This window comes from Streptomyces sp. NPDC014882 (assembly GCF_043081325.1).
In the GTDB taxonomy this organism is placed as follows: domain Bacteria; phylum Actinomycetota; class Actinomycetes; order Streptomycetales; family Streptomycetaceae; genus Streptomyces.
On record NZ_JBIBWL010000010.1, the window covers coordinates 60,221 to 81,349 of the forward strand.

Sequence of the window (21,129 nt, forward strand, 5' to 3'; positions counted from 1 at the left end):
GTTGGACGGAAGAGTACGACGAGGGAGCCGATCATCCAAGAGTCCGTATCGTCCGAGCCGGTGTCCGAGCCGACGTCGGAGCCGGAAGCCACCCGCCGCGAGGCCGGTGTCACCGAGAGCGCGCGTGCCAATCGCGGCTGGTGGGACCGCAACGCGGACGAGTACCAGATCGAGCACGGCACGTTCCTCGGCGACGACCGCTTCGTGTGGGGTCCCGAGGGCCTCGACGAGGTGGAGGCCGAGCTGCTCGGCCCGCCGGAGGACCTGAAGGGGAAGGCGGTCCTGGAGATCGGCGCCGGCGCGGCCCAGTGCGCGCGCTGGCTGGCCGCCCAGGGGGCCCGTCCGGTCGCCCTGGACGTCTCCCACCGCCAGCTCCAGCACGCGCTGCGGATCGGCGCGGCGTTCCCGCTGGTGTGCGCCGACGCGGCCGTCCTGCCGTTCGCGGACGGCTCCTTCGACCTGGCCTGTTCCGCGTACGGGGCGCTGCCCTTCGTCGCCGACCCGGTGCTGGTCCTGAAGGAGGTGCGCCGGGTGCTGCGGCCGGGCGGGCGCTTCGTCTTCTCGGTGTCCCATCCGATCCGCTGGGCCTTCCCCGACGAGCCGGGTCCCGAGGGCCTGTCCGTGGCGTCGTCGTACTTCGACCGCACGCCCTACGTCGAGCAGGACGACGAGGGCCGGGCGGTGTACGTCGAGCACCACCGCACGATCGGTGACCGGGTCCGCGACGTCGTGGCGGGGGGCTTCCGGCTGGTGGACCTGGTCGAGCCGGAGTGGCCGGCCTGGAACACGGCGGAGTGGGGCGGCTGGTCCCCGCTGCGCGGCGGTCTGATCCCGGGCACGGCGATCTTCGTCTGCGAGCGGGACTAGCCCCTCGCCGTCGTACCCGTCCCGCACGTGCGTGCGGGGCGGGGCGCTTCGACGGGCGAGCCGGAGGCCCGGTCCCGCGTCGAGGCCCGCGCGCGGGGGCGCTCCGCAGGACCTGGTCGTCCGCCCGGTCGACGGCACGGCCCTGCACGCGCGTGCGGGGCGCTCCCCCGGGCGTACGACACTGGGGGCGTGATCCGTGACGACGCCCTGGACGCGCTGCCCGTGCGGGCCGCCCTGCCCGCCCTGCACGACGCCCTGGCCGGGCCGGGGACCGCCGTGCTGGCGGCACCGCCCGGCACGGGGAAGACGACGCTGGTGCCGCTCGCGCTGGCCGGGCTGGTGGGCGGGGGGCCGGTCCGGCGGGTGGTGGTGGCGGAGCCGCGGCGGATCGCGGCGCGCGCGGCGGCCCGGCGGATGGCGTGGCTGCTCGGTGAGCGGACCGGCGCGAGCGTGGGGTTCACCGTGCGCGGCGAGCGCGTCGTCGGGCGGCACACGCGCGTGGAGGTCGTCACCACCGGGGTGCTGCTCCAGCGGCTCCAGCGCGACCAGGAGCTGACCGGGGTCGACGTGGTGGTGCTGGACGAGTGCCACGAGCGGCATCTGGACGCGGACACGGCGGCCGCCTTCCTGTGGGACGTGCGCGGGACGCTCCGCCCCGAGCTGGGGCTGGTCGCCGCGTCGGCGACGACCGACACGGAGGGCTGGTCCCGGCTGCTGGGGGGCGCGCCGGTGGTCGAGGCCCACGGGTCGTCGTACGGCGTCGAGGTGGTGTGGGCCCCTCCGGCCCGGCCGGTACGGCCGCCGCACGGCATGTCGGTGGATCCCGCGCTGCTCGCGCACGTGGCGTCGGTGGTGCGGCGGGCCCTGGCGGAGCGGGCGGGGGACGTCCTGTGCTTCCTGCCCGGGGTCGGCGAGATCGCACGGGTCGCGGGACGGCTCGCGGACCTGGAGGGGGTGGACGTGCTCCAGGTGCACGGGCGGGCGTCCGCGGCGGTGCAGGACGCGGTGCTGGCTCCCGGGGAGCGTCGCAGGGTCGTGCTGGCCACGTCCGTCGCCGAGTCGTCGCTGACGGTGCCGGGCGTGCGGGTGGTGGTGGACTCGGGCCTGGCGCGCGAGCCGCGGGTGGACCACGCGCGCGGGCTGAGCGCGCTGGCGACGGTGCGGGCGTCCGTCGCGGCGGGACGGCAGCGGGCCGGGCGGGCCGGGCGCGAGGCGCCGGGCGTCGTGTACCGCTGCTGGACGGAGGCGGAGAACGCCCGTCTGCCGCGTTTCCCGGCGCCGGAGATCAAGGTGGCCGACCTGACGGCGTTCGCGCTCCAGGCGGCCTGCTGGGGCGATCCCGGGGCGTCCGGGCTCGCGCTGCTGGATCCGCCGCCGGGCGGGGCGATGGCGGCGGCGGGCCGGCTGCTGCGGGCGGTCGGGGCGGTGGACGCGGCGGGCCGGGCCACCGGGCGCGGGGTACGGCTGGCACGGGCGGGGCTGCACCCCCGGCTGGGGCGGGCGCTGCTCGACGGGGCCGCGCTGGTGGGGGCGGAGCGGGCCGCGGAGGTGGTCGCCCTGCTGAGCGAGGAGGCTCCGCGCGAGTACGGCGACGATCTCGCGGGGGCGTTGCGCGCGGCCCGGCGCGGGGGCGACGCGTACGCGGGGCGCTGGCGGACGGAGGTACGGCGGCTGCGGGCCGTGGCGACGGAGTTCGCCGGCCCGGCGGAGGCGCCCGTGGCGGGGGAGGGTGCCGCAGGGGGGCCGCCGGTGCCGGCGCGTGAGGACGGCCGCGTCGGTGTGGTGGCCGCGCTCGCCTTTCCCGAGCGGGTCGCCAGGGCGGACGGCGGCTCGTACCTGATGGTGTCCGGGACGCGGGCCGAGGTCCGCGACGGGTCGGGGCTGCGCGGGGCGCCGTGGCTCGCGGTCGCCGTCGCCGACCGGCCCGTCGGCAGGGGGCACGCGCGGGTGCAGCTCGCGGCCGTCGTCGACGAGGAGGTCGCCCGGTTCGCGGCGGGCGCCCTGCTCGACGTGCGCGAGGAGGTGCACTGGGCGGAGGGGGACGTCGTGGCCCGGCGGGTCGAGCGGCTCGGGGCCGTGGAGCTGGTGGCGCGTCCGCTGCGGGAGGCCGCCGCGGGACTCGTGCGGGAGGCGCTGCTCGAAGGGCTGCGGCAGGAGGGGTGGGGGCTGCTGCGGTGGACGGATCAGGCACGGGGGCTGCGGCAGCGCCTGGCGTTCCTCGGGGCGCGTCTCGGGGAGCCGTGGCCGGACGTCTCCGACACGGCGCTGCACGCGCGCGTGGACGAATGGCTGGAGCCCGAGCTGAGCCGGGCCCGGCGCCGGGGCGACCTGGCACGGATCGACGCCGGGGCGGCGCTCGCCCGGCTGCTGCCCTGGGCGTCCGGGGAGGCGGCACGGCTGGACGAGCTGGCGCCGGAACGGATCACGGTGCCGAGCGGGTCCGCGATCCGGATCGACTACGCCGACCCCGGGCAGCCGGTGCTGGCGGTGAAGCTCCAGGAGATGTTCGGGCTCCAGGAGACACCGCGTGTGGCGGGGGTGCCGCTGCTGGTGCACCTGCTCTCCCCCGCCGGGCGGCCCGCGGCCGTGACCGCCGACCTCGCCTCCTTCTGGAGGGACGGGTACCGGGGCGTACGGGCCGAGCTGCGGGGCCGGTACCCCAGGCATCCGTGGCCGGAGGACCCGGCCGGTGCCGAGCCCACCCGGCACACCAGGGCGCGGCTCGGACGGTGACCGGCTCGGTGCCGGCCGCGGGAGGGCGACGGCTCCGGGTCGGTGGTGTGCCCGCGGCGGGACGAGCGCGGGCCGCACGCGACGGCGGCGCCCCGCTCGCGTGGAGCGGGGCGCCGCCGGTGGTGCGGGCGGTCCTCAGCCGGTCGTCGTCGACCCGGAGGGGCTCGGGGAAGTGCTCTCGGAGGGGGCGCCCGAGGGGGTCTCCGAAGGAGTGTCCGACGGGGTCGGTGTGGGCGAGGGTGCCGCCGTGACGGTCAGTTCGACCGTGAGGGTGGCGCCGCCCTCGGTGGTGACGCGCAGCAGGTAGGTGCCGGCGGTGTCGTCCGCGTACAGCTTCGGGAGCGTCAGCAGGCCGTTCGCGTCCGTGCGGAGGTCCGTCAGGGTGCGGACGGGGGCGCCGGCGGCGTCCTTGAAGTGGGGGCCCTTGTCGTTCGCGGTCGGGTCGTCGGCCGACTTCACGAGCGTGGCGGTGGCCGCGACGTTGTCCGCCACGGCGCCCTTGTGGGTGGCCTTCACCTGAACCCGGTCGGCGAACTCGCCGCCCGCGACGCAGGTCAGGGCGGTGGAGCCGGTGCGGGCCAGGGCGTCGGCGGCCCGCGCGGTGACCGTCGCCGAGTAGCTCGCGGCGGCGACCGTGCGGCCCACGACGGTGGCGCGGACGGTGAAGGTGCCGGTGTTCTCCCCCGCCTCGAGGGCGGGCGCGGTGGCGATGCCCCGGCTGTCGGTGATGACCGTGGCGACGCGCTCGCCACCCGTGAAGGTGGCGTCGGTGTCGCCGGTGATCGTGAAGCGGACCCGGACCTTGGCGACGGCCGTGCCGGCCCCGGTCTCGGCGCGGGTGCTGATCCGGGCGCCGAACGTGTCGCCCGCCATGGCGGTGAGCCGCGGCGTGCCCGCGTCCTCCAGGTGGTGCACCGTGTCGGTCGGTGTCGTGCCGGGGGGCGTGGTGGCCGGGGGCGTGGTGGCCGGCGGAGGAGTCGTCGGGGGCTTGGTGGCGGGGGGCGCGGCGGGCGGGGTCGTCCCGGGCGGCGTGGGCTTCGGGGACGGGGACGGCCAGGTGGTCGTGCCGCCGCCGTTCCCGTCGCTGCGGTTGTCCGGCAGGGTGCCGGTGCCGTCCGGGACCTCGTGCGTGCCCTTGCGGTAGTACTCCAGCCACGACACGACGGTGTTGTAGTAGTCCGTCGAGTTGTTGTAGCTCAGGATCGCGCTGCGCAGGCCGGCGTCGGTGGACATGTCCCAGCTGTAGCGGCACAGGTAGTGACCGGCGGCGAGCGCGGCGTCGTAGACGTTGTTGGGGTCCTTGCGGCCGTCGCCGTTGCCGTCGCGGCCGGCCCACGCCCAGGTGGAGGGGATGAACTGCATCGGGCCGACGGCGCGGTCGTGCGTGGTGTCGCCGTCGAAGGCGCCGTCGTCGGTGTCGTCGATGTCGGCGAAGCCGTTGCCGTCGAGGACCGGGCCCAGGATCGCCGAGCGGGTGGTGCCGTCGGCGTCGACGTTGCCGCCGCGGGCGTGGCCGGACTCCACCTTGCCGATGGCGGCGAGGAGTTCCCAGGGCATGTTGCAGCCGGGCCGGGACTCGGCGAGGGCCGAGGCGGCCTTCTGGTAGGCGTCCAGGACGGTCGCGGGGATGCCGGCCTCCGTACCGGCGGTGCCGGCCGGGGTGGCGCCGGTGCTCGGGCCGGGCGCCGGGGCGGGGCTCTTCAGCGGCGGCAGGTCCGTGTAGTACGGAGAGTTGCCGGTGGCGCTCTCACCGGTGCCGGCGGTGGAGCCGCCGTCGGCGGACGGGGTGTTCGCGGAGGCCCGTCCGCCCGCGTCACCGGCCGTGACGTCGGGCGCCTGGGAGGCGGCCAGAGCCGCGACCGCCAACGCGGCCACGGTGGTGTTGACCGCACCCTTGCGCAGCCTGCTGCCGAAATGCGCCGACATGAAGTGAACCCCTCCCGTGGACACTCGAGCGCCCGTCTTCGTCCGTCCCGCCCGTCCCGTGGGACGCCTTGCCCCGCTCGTCCCTCGGGGACGGCCCACCGGCCGCGAACGTCGCGGTCGCGGGCGGTTTGCGCTGATCTGTTCGGTTGTCCGACCGTCATTCGTACGCGACGGCCCAGGCGACCCTACGACAACTTCTTTGCGACCGGCACCCGTTCGCACCCGGTGTTCACCGCCCTTCCACGTGCCGCGGGGCGCGGGAGGCGTCCCGCATACTGGTCGGGTCGTCGACGTCCGGGCCGGTGGGTCCGTCAACATCCTTGCCGGGGAGCCTCGTTGCCGTTCACGCTGAGTCACGCGGCGGCCGTGCTGCCCGCCGTGCGCGCCGACGGCACCGGTCGCGGGCGCCTGGTGCCCGCCGTCCTCGTCGCGGGGTCGTTCGCTCCCGACATGACCTATTACGCGGCCGGTGTCCTGTCCGGGGCGATGGAGTTCGGCGACGTCACGCACTCCTTCCCCGGTGTCCTCACCGTCGACGTGCTGCTGGCGTGGGCGCTGGTGGGGTCGTGGCTGCTGGTGCGCGAGCCGCTCGTGGCGCTGCTGCCCCGGGCGCGGCAGGGCCGTGTCGCGGTCCTGACGCGCTGCGGGGCGCCGCGCGCGCGTGTCCGGCCGCCGACGGTGGTGTGGTGGTACGCGTCCGCGGTCCTCGGCGCGCTGACGCACGTCGTCTGGGACGCCTTCACCCACCTCGACCGGTGGGGCATGCGGGTCTTCCCGGTCCTCGGCGAGACGGTGGCGGGCTCGCCGTTGTACTGGTACCTCCAGTACGGCGGTTCGGCCGTCGCGGCGGTCGTGATCGCCGGGTTCGTCCTGCGCGCGCTGCGCCGGACCCCGGCGGGCGAGCCGCTCGGGGTGCCGGTGCTGTCGGCGCGCGACCGCTGGTGGGCGGCGGCCGTGATCGGCGGCTGCGTCCTGACCGCGGCGGCCCACCGGGCGCTCGGCTGGTGGGACGGGCGGGGCCCCGGCAGCAGGCCCTACGAGCTGATCCCGACCCTGTGCTTCGGAGCGGGGACGGGGCTGCTGCTGGGGGTCGTGCTGTACGCCGTGGGGGTACGGTCTCGGCGCGGGACGGTGCGGCCCGCGCGGGAGAGGGACGAGGTGGGCGTCGGGTGAACGGCGGGGAACGCCCGCCGGCCCGGATCAGCGGCCGCCGGAACGGCCCGCGCCGGGTGCCGCGCTCACGACGAAGACCGTGATGCGGCGCCCCGCGCGCGGTCTGGGGAGCCGGCGCAGGGCGGCGAGGCCGAGGGCCAGGTAGCCGCGGGCCGTCTCGGTCCTGAGGCGCCAGGCGGCGTCCGGGCGGGCGAGCGGGGCGAGGACCCGGCGCCGGAGCCTCACGGCCGTCTCGCGCGGCCCCCGGAGAGGGGTCCCGGGGACACGGGGCGTCGCGGCGCCGGGCGCGAGGGCGGGAAGCGGCCGTGCCGAGGGGGGCGCGTCGGGGCCGGTTCGCCTCTTGCCGGCGGGGGACGTGGCGTGAACGCGTGCGGAGGCCTTCCGGCGGTGAAGCATGCGTATACCCATGGCCGCATCCTGGCGGCCCCCCGCCCGCGAGGGCCCCTTCTCGGGGGCCACGCGGGTGAGGGCCCCGCGGGAACGCGGGTCCTTCGGAGGACCCGGGCTCCGGGGGTGAGGGGCGGAGGGGAGCTGCGGGCGACCGGCCGACGGCGACCGGAAAGGGCTCGGGAGCCGCGCGGGTCCACGGGACCGGCACGGACGGAGCGGCACGGGCGGACGGACCGGCGTGGGCGGGCAAAGGGACCGGCACGGACGGACGGACCGGCCGACGTGGGCGGGCCGACGTGGGCGGGCAGGGGGACGGGCACGGGCGGGCAGACCGGCGCGGGCGGGCCGACGTGAGTGAGCCGACGGGAGTGGGCCGACGGGGGAGCCAGGGAGGTGAGCGGTCGGCGCGCGCGAGGGCGTCGTGCGGGAACGGGGCCGGTGCGAGCACCCGGGAGCGGGTGGGACGGGGAAGGGGCCCCGTCCGCCGCGGAGGGGCCCCTTCCCGTCGGTGCCGGGGCTAGGGCGTGTTTCGAAAGTGGCGTCGTCTGCCCGAAGGGCAGGCCCGGCGGCGTCTGGTGCGTGCGATCGCAAGGCGGAGGGTCGCCCCGATACTGGTTGTATCGGGGTGATCCCGACAACGCGGCTGGGGGTGCCCCCTCTGGGGGAGTGCGTGCCAGGCGTCGCCGGGCTGGGGGCACCCCCTCTGGGGGAGGGACTTTCGAAACACGCCCTAGTGAGCCGCCGACTCCCAGTCGGGGCCCGCGCCCACCGAGACGTCCAGGGGGGCCCTGAGGTGGACCGCGCCGGCCATTTCCCGGCGGACCAGTTCCTCCACGGCCGGCCGCTCGCCGGGGGCGATCTCCAGGACGATCTCGTCGTGGACCTGGAGGAGCATGCGGGACTTCAGCTCCGCCTCGCGCAGGGCCGCGTCCACCTTCAGCATGGCGATCTTGACGATGTCCGCCGCCGTGCCCTGGATCGGCGCGTTGAGGGCCATGCGCTCGGCCGCCTCGCGGCGCTGACGGTTGTCGCTGTTGAGGTCGGGGAGGTAGCGGCGGCGCCCGAAGAGCGTCGCCGTGTAGCCCGTCGCCCGTGCCTCCTCGACCGCGCGGCGCAGGTAGTCCCGTACGCCGCCGAAGCGCTCGAAGTAGGCGTCCATCAGGGCGCGGGCCTCCCCCGCGTCGATGTTGAGCTGCTGGGACAGCCCGAACGCCGACAGTCCGTACGCCAGGCCGTACGACATCGCCTTGATCTTGCGGCGCATCTCCGCGTCCACGGCGTCCCGCTCGACGCCGAAGACCTGGGAGGCGGCCGTGGTGTGCAGGTCCTCGCCGGAGGTGAACGCCTCGATGAGGCCCTCGTCCTCGGAGAGGTGGGCCATCACCCGCAGTTCGATCTGGCTGTAGTCGGCCGTCATCAGGGACTCGAAGCCCTCGCCGACGACGAACCCGCGCCGGATCGCCCGGCCCTCGTCCGTGCGGACCGGGATGTTCTGGAGGTTGGGGTCGGTGGACGACAGGCGGCCGGTCGCGGCGACCGTCTGGTTGAAGGTGGTGTGGATGCGGCCGTCGGCGGCGATCGTCTTGATCAGGCCCTCGACGGTGACGCGGAGCTTGGCCTGCTCACGGTGGCGGAGCATGATCACCGGGAGTTCGTTGTCCGTCTGGGCGGCGAGCCAGGCCAGGGCATCGGCGTCCGTCGTGTAACCGGTCTTGGTCTTCTTCGTCCTCGGCAGGCCCAGCTCTCCGAAGAGGACCTCCTGGAGCTGCTTGGGCGAGCCGAGGTTGAACTCGTGCCCGGCGGCGGCGTGCGCCTCCTTCACCGCCTGCTGGACGGCGCCCGCGAACATCTGCTCCATGGCCTCCAGGTGCGCCCGGTCGGCGGCGATGCCGTGCCGCTCCAGCCGGGCGAGGAGGGCGGAGGTGGGCAGTTCCATGTCCTGGAGCAGGTCCGCCGCGCCGACCTCCTCCAGCCGGCCGCGGAAGGCCTCGCCGAGGTCGAGGACCGCGCGGGCCTGCACCATCAGCGCCTCGGCCTCGGCGCCCTCGTCCGCGCCGAAGGCGAGCTGGCCGTCGGCCGCGGCGGGCGGGGCCAGCTCGCGGCCCAGGTACTCCAGCGACAGCGCGTCCAGGTCGAAGGAGCGACGGCCGGGCTTGACCAGGTAGGCGGCCAGGGCGGTGTCCATGGAGACGCCGGCGACGCTCCAGCCGTGCTCGGCGAAGACGCGCATGGCGCCCTTGGCGTTGTGCAGGACCTTGGGGCGGTCCCCGGCCGCCAGCCAGGCCGCCCAGGTGTTCTCGTCGGCCTCGTCCAGCTCGGAGGGGTCGAACCAGGCGGCGGGACCGCCCGCCGTGGCGAGCGCGACCTCCGCGACCGACCCGGTGCCCAGGGCCCAGGTGTCGACGGTGGCCACGCCGAGGGGTTCGGCGCCGTGCTCGGTGAGCCAGGCGGTCAGCTCCCCCGTGCCCAGCACCGTGCCGTCCAGTGCCACGCCGGGGGCGACGGCCGCGGCCGGCTCGGCTTCCCGGGCGCCCGGGTCCACGGCGAGCAGCCGTTCGCGCAGCGACGGGTTCCGGATCTCCAGGGTGTCCAGGATCATCGCGAGGGCCGTGCGGTCGTACGGGGCGCGCTCGAGGTCGAGGACGGTGCCGGGCAGCTCGACGGTGCGGACCATCTCCGTCAGGCGGCGGTTGAGCTTGACGGCCTCCAGGTGGTCGCGGAGGTTCTGCCCGGCCTTGCCCTTGACCTCGTCGACGCGCTCGACCAGCTCGGCGAACGAACCGAACTGGTTGATCCACTTCGCGGCGGTCTTCTCGCCGACGCCCGGGATGCCCGGGAGGTTGTCGGACGGGTCGCCGCGCAGGGCCGCGAAGTCGGGGTACTGGGCGGGCGTCAGCCCGTACTTCTCGACGACCTTCTCCGGGGTGAAGCGGGTCAGCTCGGAGACGCCCTTGGTGGGGTACAGCACCGTGGTGTGCTCGCTGACGAGCTGGAAGGAGTCGCGGTCGCCCGTGACGATCAGCACGTCGAAGCCCTCGGCCTCGGCCTGCGTGGCCAGCGTGGCGATCACGTCGTCGGCCTCGAAGCCGTCGACCGCGAACCGGGAGACGTGCATCGCGTCGAGCAGCTCGCCGATCAGCTCGACCTGGCCCTTGAACTCGTCCGGGGTCTTGGAACGGTTGGCCTTGTACTCGGTGAACTCCTCGGAGCGCCACGTCTTGCGGGAGACGTCGAACGCCACCGCGAAGTGCGTGGGCGCCTCGTCGCGCAGGGTGTTCGCCAGCATCGACGCGAAGCCGTAGATCGCGTTCGTCGGCTGGCCGGCCGCGGTGGTGAAGTTCTCCGCGGGCAGCGCGAAGAACGCGCGGTAGGCCAGCGAGTGCCCGTCCATGAGCATCAGGCGGGGCCGGCCGGCGCCGGAGGTGTTCTCGGTCTTCTTCGATGCTGTTTCTGCCACGCCCCCGATCCTGCCACGCCCCACCGACACTCCGGCCCAGGTGCGCCTCCGGCGACCCGGGGCGCGGCGACGACTCCCCCCTCCCCGGCTCCCTCTCTCCTGTTGCCTCCCCCCTTCTCCCCCTCTCCCCCTCTCCCTCGTCCCCCGTCCCTTCTCCCCGCCCCCTCCCTCCGCTCCCGCGGCCCTGCAACCATTGCTCCCGCACCCCGCATGCCCGCGCGCCCGCCGCCCTCACGCCCGCGCGTCCGCCCTGTCGGTGTCGCGTGCAAGGATCGGTGGGAGTGGTCACCCGTGTCAGTGCCCGTGCCAGTGAAGGAGCGCCGCGATGGCAACGAAGCCGCCCAAGGCCGACCCGGTTCAGGACGCGCCGCAGGTCGCCGAGCCGCAGCACGCGGCCGCGGGGCTGCCGGCCATCGGTCACACCCTGCGGATCGCCCAGCGGCAGATGGGCGTGCGGCGGACCGCGCTGACACTGCTGCGCGTCAACCAGAAGGACGGTTTCGACTGTCCGGGCTGTGCCTGGCCGGAGCCGGACCACCGGCACGCGGCGGAGTTCTGCGAGAACGGCGCGAAGGCGGTCGCCGAGGAGGCCACCCTGCGCCGGGTCACCCCGGAGTTCTTCGCCGCGCACCCGGTCGCCGGCCTCGCGGAGCGCAGCGGCTACTGGCTGGGCCAGCAGGGCCGGCTCACGCACCCGATGTACCTGCCCGAGGGCGGCGAGCACTACGAGCCGGTCTCCTGGGAGCGCGCCTTCGACATCGTCGCCGAGGAGATGGCGGCCCTGGCCTCCCCCGACGAGGCCGTGTTCTACACCTCGGGGCGCACGAGCAACGAGGCCGCGTTCCTCTACCAGCTGTTCGCGCGCGAGTGGGGCACCAACAACCTCCCCGACTGCTCCAACATGTGCCACGAGTCGTCCGGTTCGGCCCTCGTGGAGACGATCGGCGTCGGCAAGGGCAGCGTCCTCCTCGAGGACCTGTACCAGGCCGACCTGATCATCGTCGCCGGCCAGAACCCGGGCACCAACCATCCGCGGATGCTCTCCGCCCTGGAGAAGGCCAAGGCGGGCGGCGCGCGGATCGTGAGCGTGAACCCGCTGCCCGAGGCCGGCATGGAGCGCTTCAAGAACCCCCAGACCCCGCGGGGCATGCTCAAGGGCGCCGCCCTGACCGATCTGTTCCTCCAGATCCGCCTCGGCGGCGACCAGGCCCTGTTCCGCCTCCTCAACAAGCTGATCCTCGAGACCGAGGGCGCGGTCGACGAGCGTTTCGTCGCCGAGCACACCCACGGCTACGAGGAGTTCTCCGCGGCCGCCCGCGAGGCCGACTGGGACACGACGCTCGCCGCGACGGGGCTCACGCGCGCGGAGATCGAGGAGGTCCTGCGCATGGTGCTGGCCTCGGAGCGCGTCATCGTGTGCTGGGCGATGGGCCTCACCCAGCACAAGCACTCCGTGCCGACCGTCCGCGAGGTGGTCAACTTCCTGCTGCTGCGCGGCAACATCGGCCGTCCGGGTGCGGGCGTCTGCCCGGTGCGCGGCCATTCGAACGTGCAGGGCGACCGCACCATGGGCATCTTCGAGCGCCCGGCCCCGGCCTTCCTGGACGCCCTGGAGCGGGAGTTCGGCTTCGCGCCGCCGCGCGGGCACGGCTTCGACGTCGTACGGGCCATCCGGGCGCTGCGGGACGGCGAGGCGAAGGTCTTCTTCGCCATGGGCGGCAACTTCGTGTCCGCCTCCCCCGACACGGAGGTCACCGAGGCGGCGATGCGGCGGGCCCGGCTGACGGTGCACGTGTCGACGAAGCTCAACCGCTCGCACGTCGTCACGGGCGCGCGTGCCCTGATCCTGCCGACGCTCGGGCGTACCGAGCGCGACGTGCAGGACGGCGGCGAGCAGTTCGTGACCGTCGAGGACTCCATGGGCATGGTGCACGCCTCCCGCGGCCGGCTGGCGCCCGCGAGCGCGCGGCTGCTGTCCGAGCCGGCCATCGTGTGCCGGCTGGCGCGCCGGGTGCTGGGCGAGGACAGCCGGGTGCCGTGGGAGGAGTTCGAGAAGGACTACGCCGCGATCCGGGACCGCATCGCGCGCGTGATCCCCGGTTTCGAGGACTTCAACGCGCGCGTCGCCCGCCCCGGCGGCTTCGCGCTGCCGCACGCCCCGCGCGACGAGCGCCGCTTCCCCACGGCCACCGGCAAGGCCAACTTCACGGCCGCGCCGGTGGAGTTCCCCGAGCTGCCCGCCGGCCGGCTCCTGCTGCAGACGCTGCGCTCGCACGACCAGTACAACACCACCGTCTACGGGCTCGACGACCGTTACCGGGGCATCACGAACGGCCGCCGGGTGGTCTTGGTCAACCCCGAGGACGTCCGGGCGCTGGGCCTGGCCGACGGCTCCTACGTGGACCTGGTGAGCGAGTGGCGGGACGGGGTGGAACGGCGGGCGCCCGGCTTCCGGGTGGTGTCCTACCCGACGGCGCGGGGCTGCGCGGCGGCGTACTACCCGGAGACCAACGTCCTGGTGCCGCTGGACGCCACCGCGGACACCAGCAACACCCCGGCCAGCAAGTCCGTCGTGGTCCGTCTGGAACAATCGGCGACCGACTGAGCGTTTGCTCAGCGGACACGGTCCCGGTACCGGTCACGACACGGGTCACGACGAACGGAGCAGGTCCCGATGGGCGAGCAGCAGAACGTGAAGTTCCCGCAGGAGGTCGTCGACGAGTACGCGGCGCTCGGCATCGACCTGGGCGCCCTCTTCTCCGCCGGGCACCTGGGCACCCGCATGGGCGTGCAGATCGTCGAGGCGTCCGCCGAGCGGGTCGTCGGCACGATGCCGGTCGAGGGCAACACCCAGCCGTACGGACTGCTGCACGGCGGCGCCTCCGCGGTGCTGGCGGAGACCCTCGGTTCGGTCGGCGCCATGCTGCACGGCGGCAGCTCCAAGATCGCCGTCGGTGTCGACCTCAACTGCACCCACCACCGCGGCGTCCGCTCCGGCCTGGTCACCGGCGTGGCCACGCCCGTGCACCGGGGGCGGTCCACGGCGACGTACGAGATCGTGATCAGTGACGAGGCGGACAAGCGGGTGTGCACGGCGCGGCTGACGTGTCTGCTGCGGGACCTGAACGCCGGCGACGCCGCGCCCGCGACCGGCTGAGGGCACCGGCGCCGCCCCTCCCCGGCCCGCCGGCCCGTCGTCCGGCCCCTCCCGCCCCGTTGCCCGCCGCCGCCTCCGCGGCCTAGCGTCGGGGAATGGCAACGGGAGGGCCCCTCAGGCCGGGGGCGGCACGACCGCCCGCGACGGCAGGACGAACCGGACCGGCACGGCGGACCGGACCGGCAGGACGGACCGGACCGGCGCGACCGCCCGCGGCGTGCCGGCCGGGGCCGGCACGGCGCTCCGGGACGCTCCGACGGTCCGCCGCCGCACACCGTCGCGGGGCGGCGCGGTGGCTCGGGGCGGTCCTCGGCGCGGGCGTGCTGGTGACGGCCTGTGCCGGTCCCGGCGCCACCGGGGCGGGAAGCACCCCGTCGCCCTCCGCGACTCCCCCCGAGGCGCTGTGCGCCCGGATCGTCGCCCACTGGTCGCGCGAGGTGCTGGACGGCGGCGGCTACGGGGACTACCAGTCGATGGGGCTCTCGGACGGCCAGTACGAGATCCTGCGGTCGGTCGTGGACGCCGCGCGGGCCGTGGAGAAGCGCGAAGGCGCGCCTGCCGCGGACGAGTTGATCGTCCGTCGGTCGCGCGAGGACTGTGCCGCCCGGTACCGCTCCGGCACTCCGGGCGGGGGTCCCTGGCGGTGAGCGGCGGGGTCGGCCCCGTCGAGCCGGGCGAGGGCACGCGCGCGTGGGAGACCGTGGGCGCCTCGGGGGCGGGCGCCTCGCGCGCCCGGCCGGCCCCGCTCCCCGGGCTCCTCGGGCGTCACCGCCGGTCCGTGCCGGCGGCACTGACGGCCCTCGCCCTCCTGGCCGGTGGCGGTCTGCTCTGGGCGACCCGGCCGCAGGAGCGCCAACGGGCCGCCCCGGCACCGCCGTTCCCGTCCCAGGTCGTGAACCTGGCGTACCTGGGGCCGCTCTCGGTGCCGCCGGGCACCCGGCCGCGGACGTTCGCGCTGGAGGTGCTGCTCGGCGTGGAGTCGGGTCCGCCGGTCACGACGACGCGGCTGGCGCAGCCGTACGACGGCATCTTCCTGACGTCGGCGCCGCGTTCACCTTTCCGCACAAAAGCGGGTTCCGCCCGCAAGATCGTCATCACGATGCATGTGACGGATTGCGGAAATGTGCCGAGGGATGTCGGACTGCCTTTCCTGGACGTAACTCTGCGTAATGCGCGCGCAATGCAGGACCACAGTTTCATCCTCGGCTCCCGGTACGCGCAGGACCTCTCCCAGGCCCTACAAGTCGCCTGCAGCAACGAATCCGGGTAATCACCAAAACGCCTGAGACGCCTGAAACCGCCGGGGCGCGTCCTGCGGATTCTCACCATGTGGACAGGGCGAATCGGCCTGAATTCCACGGTTCCACCCTCTGAGTACCGCTCTGCATTACCTCGTGTCATAACAAGAGAGTCACAGCATGGGCCAGAGCCTCCTCCGCGTTACCTTCACCCGTTTAGAGTCACGGCCAGTCACCGCGCAGCTGGAATACCCCTTCGGCCCCAGCGCTCGACTCGGCCTCTTCCAGGGGGGAGGGCCGCCCAGGGAAAGGACTGGAACGTGCGTCAACGTTCGCTTATCGCCATCACCGCTGCGCTGTCCGCGGGAGCACTGACCCTCACTGCCTGCGGCTCGCGCGACAGCGACGACAAGGGCTCCGACAGCGGCGGCGGCACCACCGTCACCATCGGCGTCGACGCCCCGCTGACCGGCGACCTGTCCGCGCTGGGCCTCGGCATCAAGAACTCCGTCGACCTGGCCGCCAAGACGGCCAACAAGAAGAAGTACGTCGACGGCGTCACCTTCAAGATCGAGGCGCTCGACGACCAGGCCCAGCCGTCCTCGGGCCAGCAGAACGCCACCAAACTGGTCGCGGACAAGTCCGTCCTCGGCGTGGTCGGCCCGCTGAACTCCTCCGTCGCCGAGTCGATGCAGAAGGTCTTCGACGACGCCAAGCTGGTCGAGGTCTCCCCGGCCAACACCAACCCGGCGCTCACCCAGGGCACCGACTGGCAGAACTCCAAGAAGCGCGTCTACAACTCGTACTTCCGCACCGCGACCACGGACGCCATCCAGGGCCCGTTCGCCGCCCAGTACCTGTTCAACGACGCCAAGAAGAAGAAGGTCTTCGTCATCGACGACAAGAAGACCTACGGCGCCGGCCTGGCCGCCACCTTCACCAAGGAGTTCCAGAAGCTCGGCGGCGCGGTCGCGGGCACCGAGCACATCAACCCGGACAGCAAGGACTTCTCGGCCATCGCCACGAAGGTCAAGAACTCCGGCGCCGACGTCGTCTACTACGGCGGCGAGTACCCCCAGGCCGGCCCGCTGAGCAAGCAGATCAAGGCCGCCGGCGCCAAGATCCCCGTGGTCGGCGGTGACGGCATCTACAGCGCCGACTTCATCAAGCTGGCCGGCGCCTCCGCCGCCGGCGACCTGGCCACGTCGGTCGGCGCGCCGGTCGAGGAGCTGCCCTCCGCCAAGGAGTTCGTGGCCAACTACAAGGCCGAGAACTACAAGGAGGCCTTCGAGGCCTACGGCGGCTACTCCTACGACTCCGCCTGGGCGATCATCGAGGCCGTGAAGAAGGTCGTCGACGACAACGACGGCAAGCTCCCGGACGACGCCCGCGCCAAGGTCACCGCCGCCATGCAGAACGTCTCCTTCGACGGTGTGACCGGCAAGGTCTCCTTCGACGAGTTCGGTGACGCCACCAACAAGCAGCTCACCGTGTACGCCGTCGAGAACGGTGCCTGGAAGTCGGTGAAGTCCGGCACCTACACCGGCTGACCCACCCGCATCACCGAGCCGCGCGGGGCGCTGTTCCACTGGCGCCCCGCGCGGACCCACATCCGGACACATCCGTCGAAAACATCCGAACGTCTCGGAGGACATGCGGTGAACGAACTGCCGCAGCAGCTGGTCAACGGCCTGCTACTGGGATCCATGTACGGGCTGGTCGCCATTGGCTACACGATGGTCTACGGCATCGTCCAGCTCATCAACTTCGCCCACGGCGAGATCTTCATGACGGGCGCCTTCGGGGCTCTCTCCGTCTACCTCTGGGTACTGCCCAACGGCACGACCATGTGGATAGCCCTGCCGCTCATGCTCATCGGCGCCATGCTGGTCGCCGCCCTCGTCGCCATCGGAGCGGAACGGTTCGCCTACCGCCCCCTGCGCGGCGCACCCCGACTCGCCCCCCTCATCACCGCCATCGGCCTCTCCCTGGCCCTCCAGCAGGCCGTCTGGGCCTGGTACCCGGAGGCGAAGTCGGCCCGCACCTTCCCCCAGATCGAGGGCGGCCCCTTCCACATCGGTGACGTCACCATCCAGACCGGCGACGTCTTCCTCCTCGCCGCCGCCCCCATCAGCATGGCCGTCCTCGCCTACTTCGTCATGAAGACCCGCACCGGACGCGGCATGCAGGCCACCGCGCAGGACCCGGACACCGCCAAGCTCATGGGCGTCAACACCGACCGCATCATCGTCGTCGCCTTCGCCCTCGGCGCCGTCTTCGCCGCCGTCGGCGGCGTCGCCTACGGCCTCAAGTACGGCCAGATCGACTACCGCATGGGCTTCATCCTCGGCCTCAAGGCCTTCACCGCGGCAGTCCTCGGCGGCATCGGCAACATCTACGGCGCCATGATCGGCGGCGTCGTCCTCGGCATCGCCGAAACCCTGGCCACCGCCTACATCGCCGACATCCCCGGCATGGACCAGTTCGGCAGCCAGTCCTGGGCCGACGTCTGGGCCTTCGTACTTCTCATCCTCGTACTGCTGTTCAGGCCACAGGGCCTGCTCGGCGAACGCGTCGCGGACAGGGCGTGACACCGATGACCACACAGACCACCGCACCCGGCACCCCCAGCACCCCCGCCACCGCACCGGCCACCGGCCTCATCGGCATCCCGGAGCACCTCGGCCGCGCCCTCGCCACCGGCGGCGGCGCCCTCACCGTCGTCTCCACCTTCCTCGCCTGGACCTGGACGGCCGCCTTCCCCGGCGACCTCACCGTCTACGGCTACCCCGGCGGCCTCCAGGTCCTCGCCCTCATCGGCGGCGCCCTCACCACCCTCCTCGGCCTGTCCTCCTACGGCGTCAAGGGCCTGCGCTGGCTCACCCCCGCCGGCGCCGACGGCGCGATCAAGTTCGCCGCCCTCGCCGCCTTCACCACCGTCTGGTACACGGTCGTCGCGATCACCGTCGACCTCGGCGGCGTCGTCAACCTCGAGCCCGGCGGCTTCGTCGCCGCCCTCGCCACCCTGACCGCCCTCCTCGGCGCCCTCGCCCTCCCCTTCGAGCGGCCCGCGCCCGAACCCCACGACCCCGACGACACCGGCTGGGAACTGTTCCGCCACCGCCTGCGCGGCGCCCGGGACATCACCAAGGCCGCCTTCGCCGGCGGCACCCCCCGCCCCGTCGGCACCCTGCCTCCCTACGCCGAGATCCTCATCATCGTCGCCGTCCTCGGCCTCGGCCTCACCGTCTTCACCTACGGCATCGGCACCGAGTACGACGAACTCTTCATCGGCTTCCTCATCACCGCCGCCTTCGGCTTCGCCGCACTCAACAAGGCCGGACTGGTCAACCAGGCCTCCCAGATCACCGCCCGCCACCAGAACATCACCATCTGCGGCGCCTTCGTCGCCGCCGCGATGTTCCCCTTCACCCAGACCGACGACCAGTACGCCACCGTCGGCGTCTACATCCTGATCTTCGGCACCGTCGCCCTCGGCCTCAACATCGTCGTCGGCCTCGCCGGCCTCCTCGACCTCGGATACGTCGCCTTCCTCGGCGTCGGCGCCTACGCCGCCGCCATGGTCTCCGGCTCCCCCAGCTCCCCCTTCGACGTCCACTTCCCCTTCTGGGCCGCCGTCCTCGTCGGCGCCGCCGCATCCCTGATCTTCGGCGTCCTCATCGGCGCCCCGACCCTGCGACTGCGCGGCGACTACCTCGCCATCGTCACCCTCGGCTTCGGCGAGATCTTCCGCATCACCGCCAACAACCTCGACGGCACCTCCGGCCCCGACGTCACCAACGGCTCCAACGGCATCTCCTCCATCCCGAACCTCAACATCCTCGGGTTCGACTTCGGAACCGAGCACGCCGTCGCCGGCTTCACCATCGGCCGGTTCGCCAACTACTTCTTCCTGATGCTCCTCATCACCGCCGTCGTCGTCCTCGTCTTCCGACGCAGCGGCGACTCCCGCATCGGACGCGCCTGGGTCGCCATCCGCGAGGACGAGACCGCCGCACTCGCCATGGGCATCAACGGCTTCCGCGTCAAGCTCATCGCCTTCGCCGTCGGCGCCTCACTCGCCGGCCTCGCCGGCACCGTCCAGGCCCACGTCACCTACACCGTGACACCCGAGCAGTACCTGTTCGCCGGCCCCATCCCGCCCAACTCGGCCTTCCTCCTGGCCGCAGTCGTCCTCGGCGGCATGGGCACCATCAGCGGACCCCTCATCGGCGCGGCACTGCTCTTCCTCATCCCCAACAAGCTCCAGTTCCTCGGCGACTACCAGCTCTTCGCCTTCGGCCTCGCACTCATCCTCCTGATGCGCTTCCGCCCCGAGGGCCTCATCCCCAACCGCCGGCGTCAGCTCGAGTTCCACGAGGACGCGGAAGCTCCCACCGTCCTGACGAAGGCAGGGGCCTGACCACCATGACCACCGACACCACCACCACGGTCGCCCCCACCGGCGAAAGGGTCCTCGACGCCCGCGGCGTCACCATGCGCTTCGGCGGCCTCACCGCCGTCCGCGACGTCGACCTCCACGTCAACGCCGGAGAGATCGTCGGCCTCATCGGCCCCAACGGCGCCGGCAAGACCACCTTCTTCAACTGCCTCACCGGCCTCTACATCCCCACCGAAGGCGAAGTCCGCTACAAGGGCACCGTCCTGCCGCCCAAATCCTTCAAGGTCACCGCCGCCGGCATCGCCCGCACCTTCCAGAACATCCGCCTGTTCGCCAACATGACGGTCCTGGAGAACGTGCTCGTCGGCCGCCACACCCGCACCAAGGAAGGCTTCTGGTCCGCCGTCCTGCGCCTGCCCGGCTTCCACAAGGCGGAAGCCGCCTCCCGCGCACGCGCCATGGAACTCCTCGAGTTCGTCGGCCTGGAGAAGAAGGCCGACCACCTCGCACGCAACCTGCCCTACGGCGAACAGCGCAAGCTGGAGATCGCCCGGGCCCTCGCCAGCGACCCCGGCCTCCTCCTCCTCGACGAGCCCACCGCCGGCATGAACCCCCAGGAGACGCGAGCCACCGAAGAACTCGTCTTCGCCATCCGCGACCAGGGCATCGCCGTCCTCGTCATCGAGCACGACATGCGCTTCATCTTCAACCTCTGCGACCGCGTCGCCGTCCTCGTCCAGGGCGAAAAACTCGTCGAGGGCGACAGCGCCACCGTCCAGGGCGACGACCGCGTCGTCGCCGCCTACCTCGGCGAACCCTACGAAGACGCACCCGGCACCGAGGAGATCGCCGAAGTGGAGGCCGCCGAAGCGCACGCCGCCACCCCGACGGACGCCCCGCCCGCCAAGGAGAACGACCGATGACCGCACTGCTCGAAGTCGAGGACCTCCGGGTCGCCTACGGCAAGATCGAGGCCGTCAAGGGCATCTCGTTCAAGGTCGAGGCCGGCGAGGTCGTCACCCTGATCGGCACCAACGGCGCCGGCAAGACCACCACCCTGCGCACCCTCTCCGGCCTCCTCAAGCCGGTCGGCGGCCAGATCAAATTCAACGGCAAGTCCCTGAAGAAGATCCCCGCCCACGACATCGTCTCGCTGGGGCTCGCCCACTCCCCCGAGGGCCGGCACATCTTCCCCCGCATGACGATCGAGGACAACCTCCGCCTCGGCGCCTTCCTGCGCAACGACAAGCCGGGCATCGAGAAGGACATCCAGCGCGCCTACGACCTCTTCCCCATCCTGGGAGAGCGCCGCAAGCAGGCCGCCGGCACCCTCTCCGGCGGCGAACAGCAGATGCTCGCCATGGGCCGCGCCCTCATGTCCCAGCCGAAACTGCTGATGCTCGACGAACCCTCGATGGGCCTGTCCCCGATCATGATGCAGAAGATCATGGCGACCATCGCGGAACTGAAGTCCCAGGGCATGACCATCCTCCTCATCGAGCAGAACGCCCAGGCGGCACTCTCGCTCGCCGACCACGGCCACGTCATGGAGATCGGCAAGATCGTGCTCTCCGGCACCGGCCGCGACCTCCTGCACGACGAGTCCGTCCGCAAGGCCTACCTCGGCGAGGACTGACACCCACCCCGCACACGAAGAGGCCCGGGGGCCCCCGGGGGCCGCGGGGGGGGGGGCCCCCCGGGGCCCCCGCGGGGGGCGCGCGGCCAACCGGGGCGCCCACCCCCCCCCGCCGGGCCCGCCCCCCCCCTGGGGGCCCGCGTATCAGCT

At 73.3% G+C, this 21,129-nt stretch carries 15 protein-coding genes; 12 read left to right on the forward strand and 3 right to left on the reverse strand.

Annotated features, from left to right (window positions below; translation table 11 throughout):
* The first annotated feature begins 60 nt into the window (after nt 1–60).
* Together ACF09K_RS22640 and hrpB are read left to right on the forward strand one after the other, a co-directional pair.
* The gene (locus ACF09K_RS22640) at nt 61–867 is read left to right on the forward strand and encodes a class I SAM-dependent methyltransferase (protein WP_392246113.1); all 807 of its coding nucleotides are present in this window, start codon (nt 61–63) and stop codon (nt 865–867) included.
* A 189-nt stretch (nt 868–1,056) separates the two neighbouring features.
* Entirely contained in the window at nt 1,057–3,600 is a 2,544-nt protein-coding gene (gene hrpB, locus ACF09K_RS22645) for an ATP-dependent helicase HrpB (protein WP_392246115.1), read from the forward strand.
* 135 nt (nt 3,601–3,735) lie between these two features.
* Here hrpB and ACF09K_RS22650 read toward each other — a convergent pair whose 3' ends face one another.
* Nucleotides 3,736–5,526 carry a lytic transglycosylase domain-containing protein gene (locus ACF09K_RS22650; protein WP_392246117.1) on the reverse strand — a complete coding sequence of 597 codons (1,791 nt, stop codon included), beginning with the start codon at nt 5,524–5,526 and terminating at the stop codon, nt 3,736–3,738.
* A 336-nt stretch (nt 5,527–5,862) separates the two neighbouring features.
* Between ACF09K_RS22650 and ACF09K_RS22655 the strand changes: the two genes are divergently transcribed.
* Nucleotides 5,863–6,699 (forward strand): DUF4184 family protein, encoded by an 837-nt coding sequence (locus ACF09K_RS22655; protein ID WP_392246118.1) that lies wholly within the window; start codon nt 5,863–5,865, stop codon nt 6,697–6,699.
* A 27-nt stretch (nt 6,700–6,726) separates the two neighbouring features.
* Here ACF09K_RS22655 and ACF09K_RS22660 read toward each other — a convergent pair whose 3' ends face one another.
* Together ACF09K_RS22660 and polA are read right to left on the reverse strand one after the other, a co-directional pair.
* Nucleotides 6,727–6,924, reverse strand: coding sequence for a hypothetical protein (locus tag ACF09K_RS22660; protein ID WP_392246120.1), 198 nt, complete (start codon nt 6,922–6,924; stop codon nt 6,727–6,729).
* An 895-nt stretch (nt 6,925–7,819) separates the two neighbouring features.
* A complete protein-coding gene (gene polA, locus ACF09K_RS22665; RefSeq protein WP_392246122.1) occupies nt 7,820–10,546 on the reverse strand; it encodes a DNA polymerase I in 2,727 nt (908 codons plus the stop codon).
* A 325-nt stretch (nt 10,547–10,871) separates the two neighbouring features.
* On the opposite strand from polA, the gene ACF09K_RS22670 reads away from it, so the two are divergent.
* The 9 genes from ACF09K_RS22670 (at nt 10,872) to ACF09K_RS22710 (ending at nt 20,979) form a co-directional block, all read left to right on the forward strand.
* Complete coding sequence (locus ACF09K_RS22670; RefSeq protein ID WP_392246124.1) at nt 10,872–13,151, forward strand: FdhF/YdeP family oxidoreductase; 2,280 nt, start codon at nt 10,872–10,874, stop codon at nt 13,149–13,151.
* A gap of 69 nt (nt 13,152–13,220) precedes the next feature.
* Nucleotides 13,221–13,703, forward strand: a complete 483-nt coding sequence (locus tag ACF09K_RS22675; RefSeq protein ID WP_392246126.1) for a PaaI family thioesterase — start codon at nt 13,221–13,223, stop codon at nt 13,701–13,703.
* Between the two features lie 326 nt (nt 13,704–14,029).
* The gene (locus ACF09K_RS22680; protein ID WP_392246127.1) at nt 14,030–14,350 is read left to right on the forward strand and encodes a hypothetical protein; all 321 of its coding nucleotides are present in this window, start codon (nt 14,030–14,032) and stop codon (nt 14,348–14,350) included.
* Nucleotides 14,347–14,973, forward strand: a complete 627-nt coding sequence (locus ACF09K_RS22685; RefSeq protein WP_392246129.1) for a Tat pathway signal sequence domain protein — start codon at nt 14,347–14,349, stop codon at nt 14,971–14,973. The genes ACF09K_RS22680 and ACF09K_RS22685 overlap by 4 nt, the downstream gene beginning before the upstream one ends.
* Nucleotides 14,974–15,261: 288 nt before the next feature.
* A complete protein-coding gene (locus tag ACF09K_RS22690; RefSeq protein ID WP_392246131.1) occupies nt 15,262–16,491 on the forward strand; it encodes a branched-chain amino acid ABC transporter substrate-binding protein in 1,230 nt (409 codons plus the stop codon).
* 108 nt (nt 16,492–16,599) lie between these two features.
* A complete protein-coding gene (locus tag ACF09K_RS22695; protein ID WP_392246132.1) occupies nt 16,600–17,532 on the forward strand; it encodes a branched-chain amino acid ABC transporter permease in 933 nt (310 codons plus the stop codon).
* Between the two features lie 5 nt (nt 17,533–17,537).
* Nucleotides 17,538–19,364 (forward strand): branched-chain amino acid ABC transporter permease, encoded by a 1,827-nt coding sequence (locus tag ACF09K_RS22700; RefSeq protein ID WP_392246134.1) that lies wholly within the window; start codon nt 17,538–17,540, stop codon nt 19,362–19,364.
* 5 nt (nt 19,365–19,369) lie between these two features.
* Entirely contained in the window at nt 19,370–20,266 is an 897-nt protein-coding gene (locus ACF09K_RS22705) for an ABC transporter ATP-binding protein (protein WP_392246136.1), read from the forward strand.
* Nucleotides 20,263–20,979 (forward strand): ABC transporter ATP-binding protein, encoded by a 717-nt coding sequence (locus tag ACF09K_RS22710; RefSeq protein WP_392246138.1) that lies wholly within the window; start codon nt 20,263–20,265, stop codon nt 20,977–20,979. Before ACF09K_RS22705 ends, ACF09K_RS22710 begins: the two co-directional genes overlap by 4 nt.
* Nucleotides 20,980–21,129: the final 150 nt, after the last annotated feature.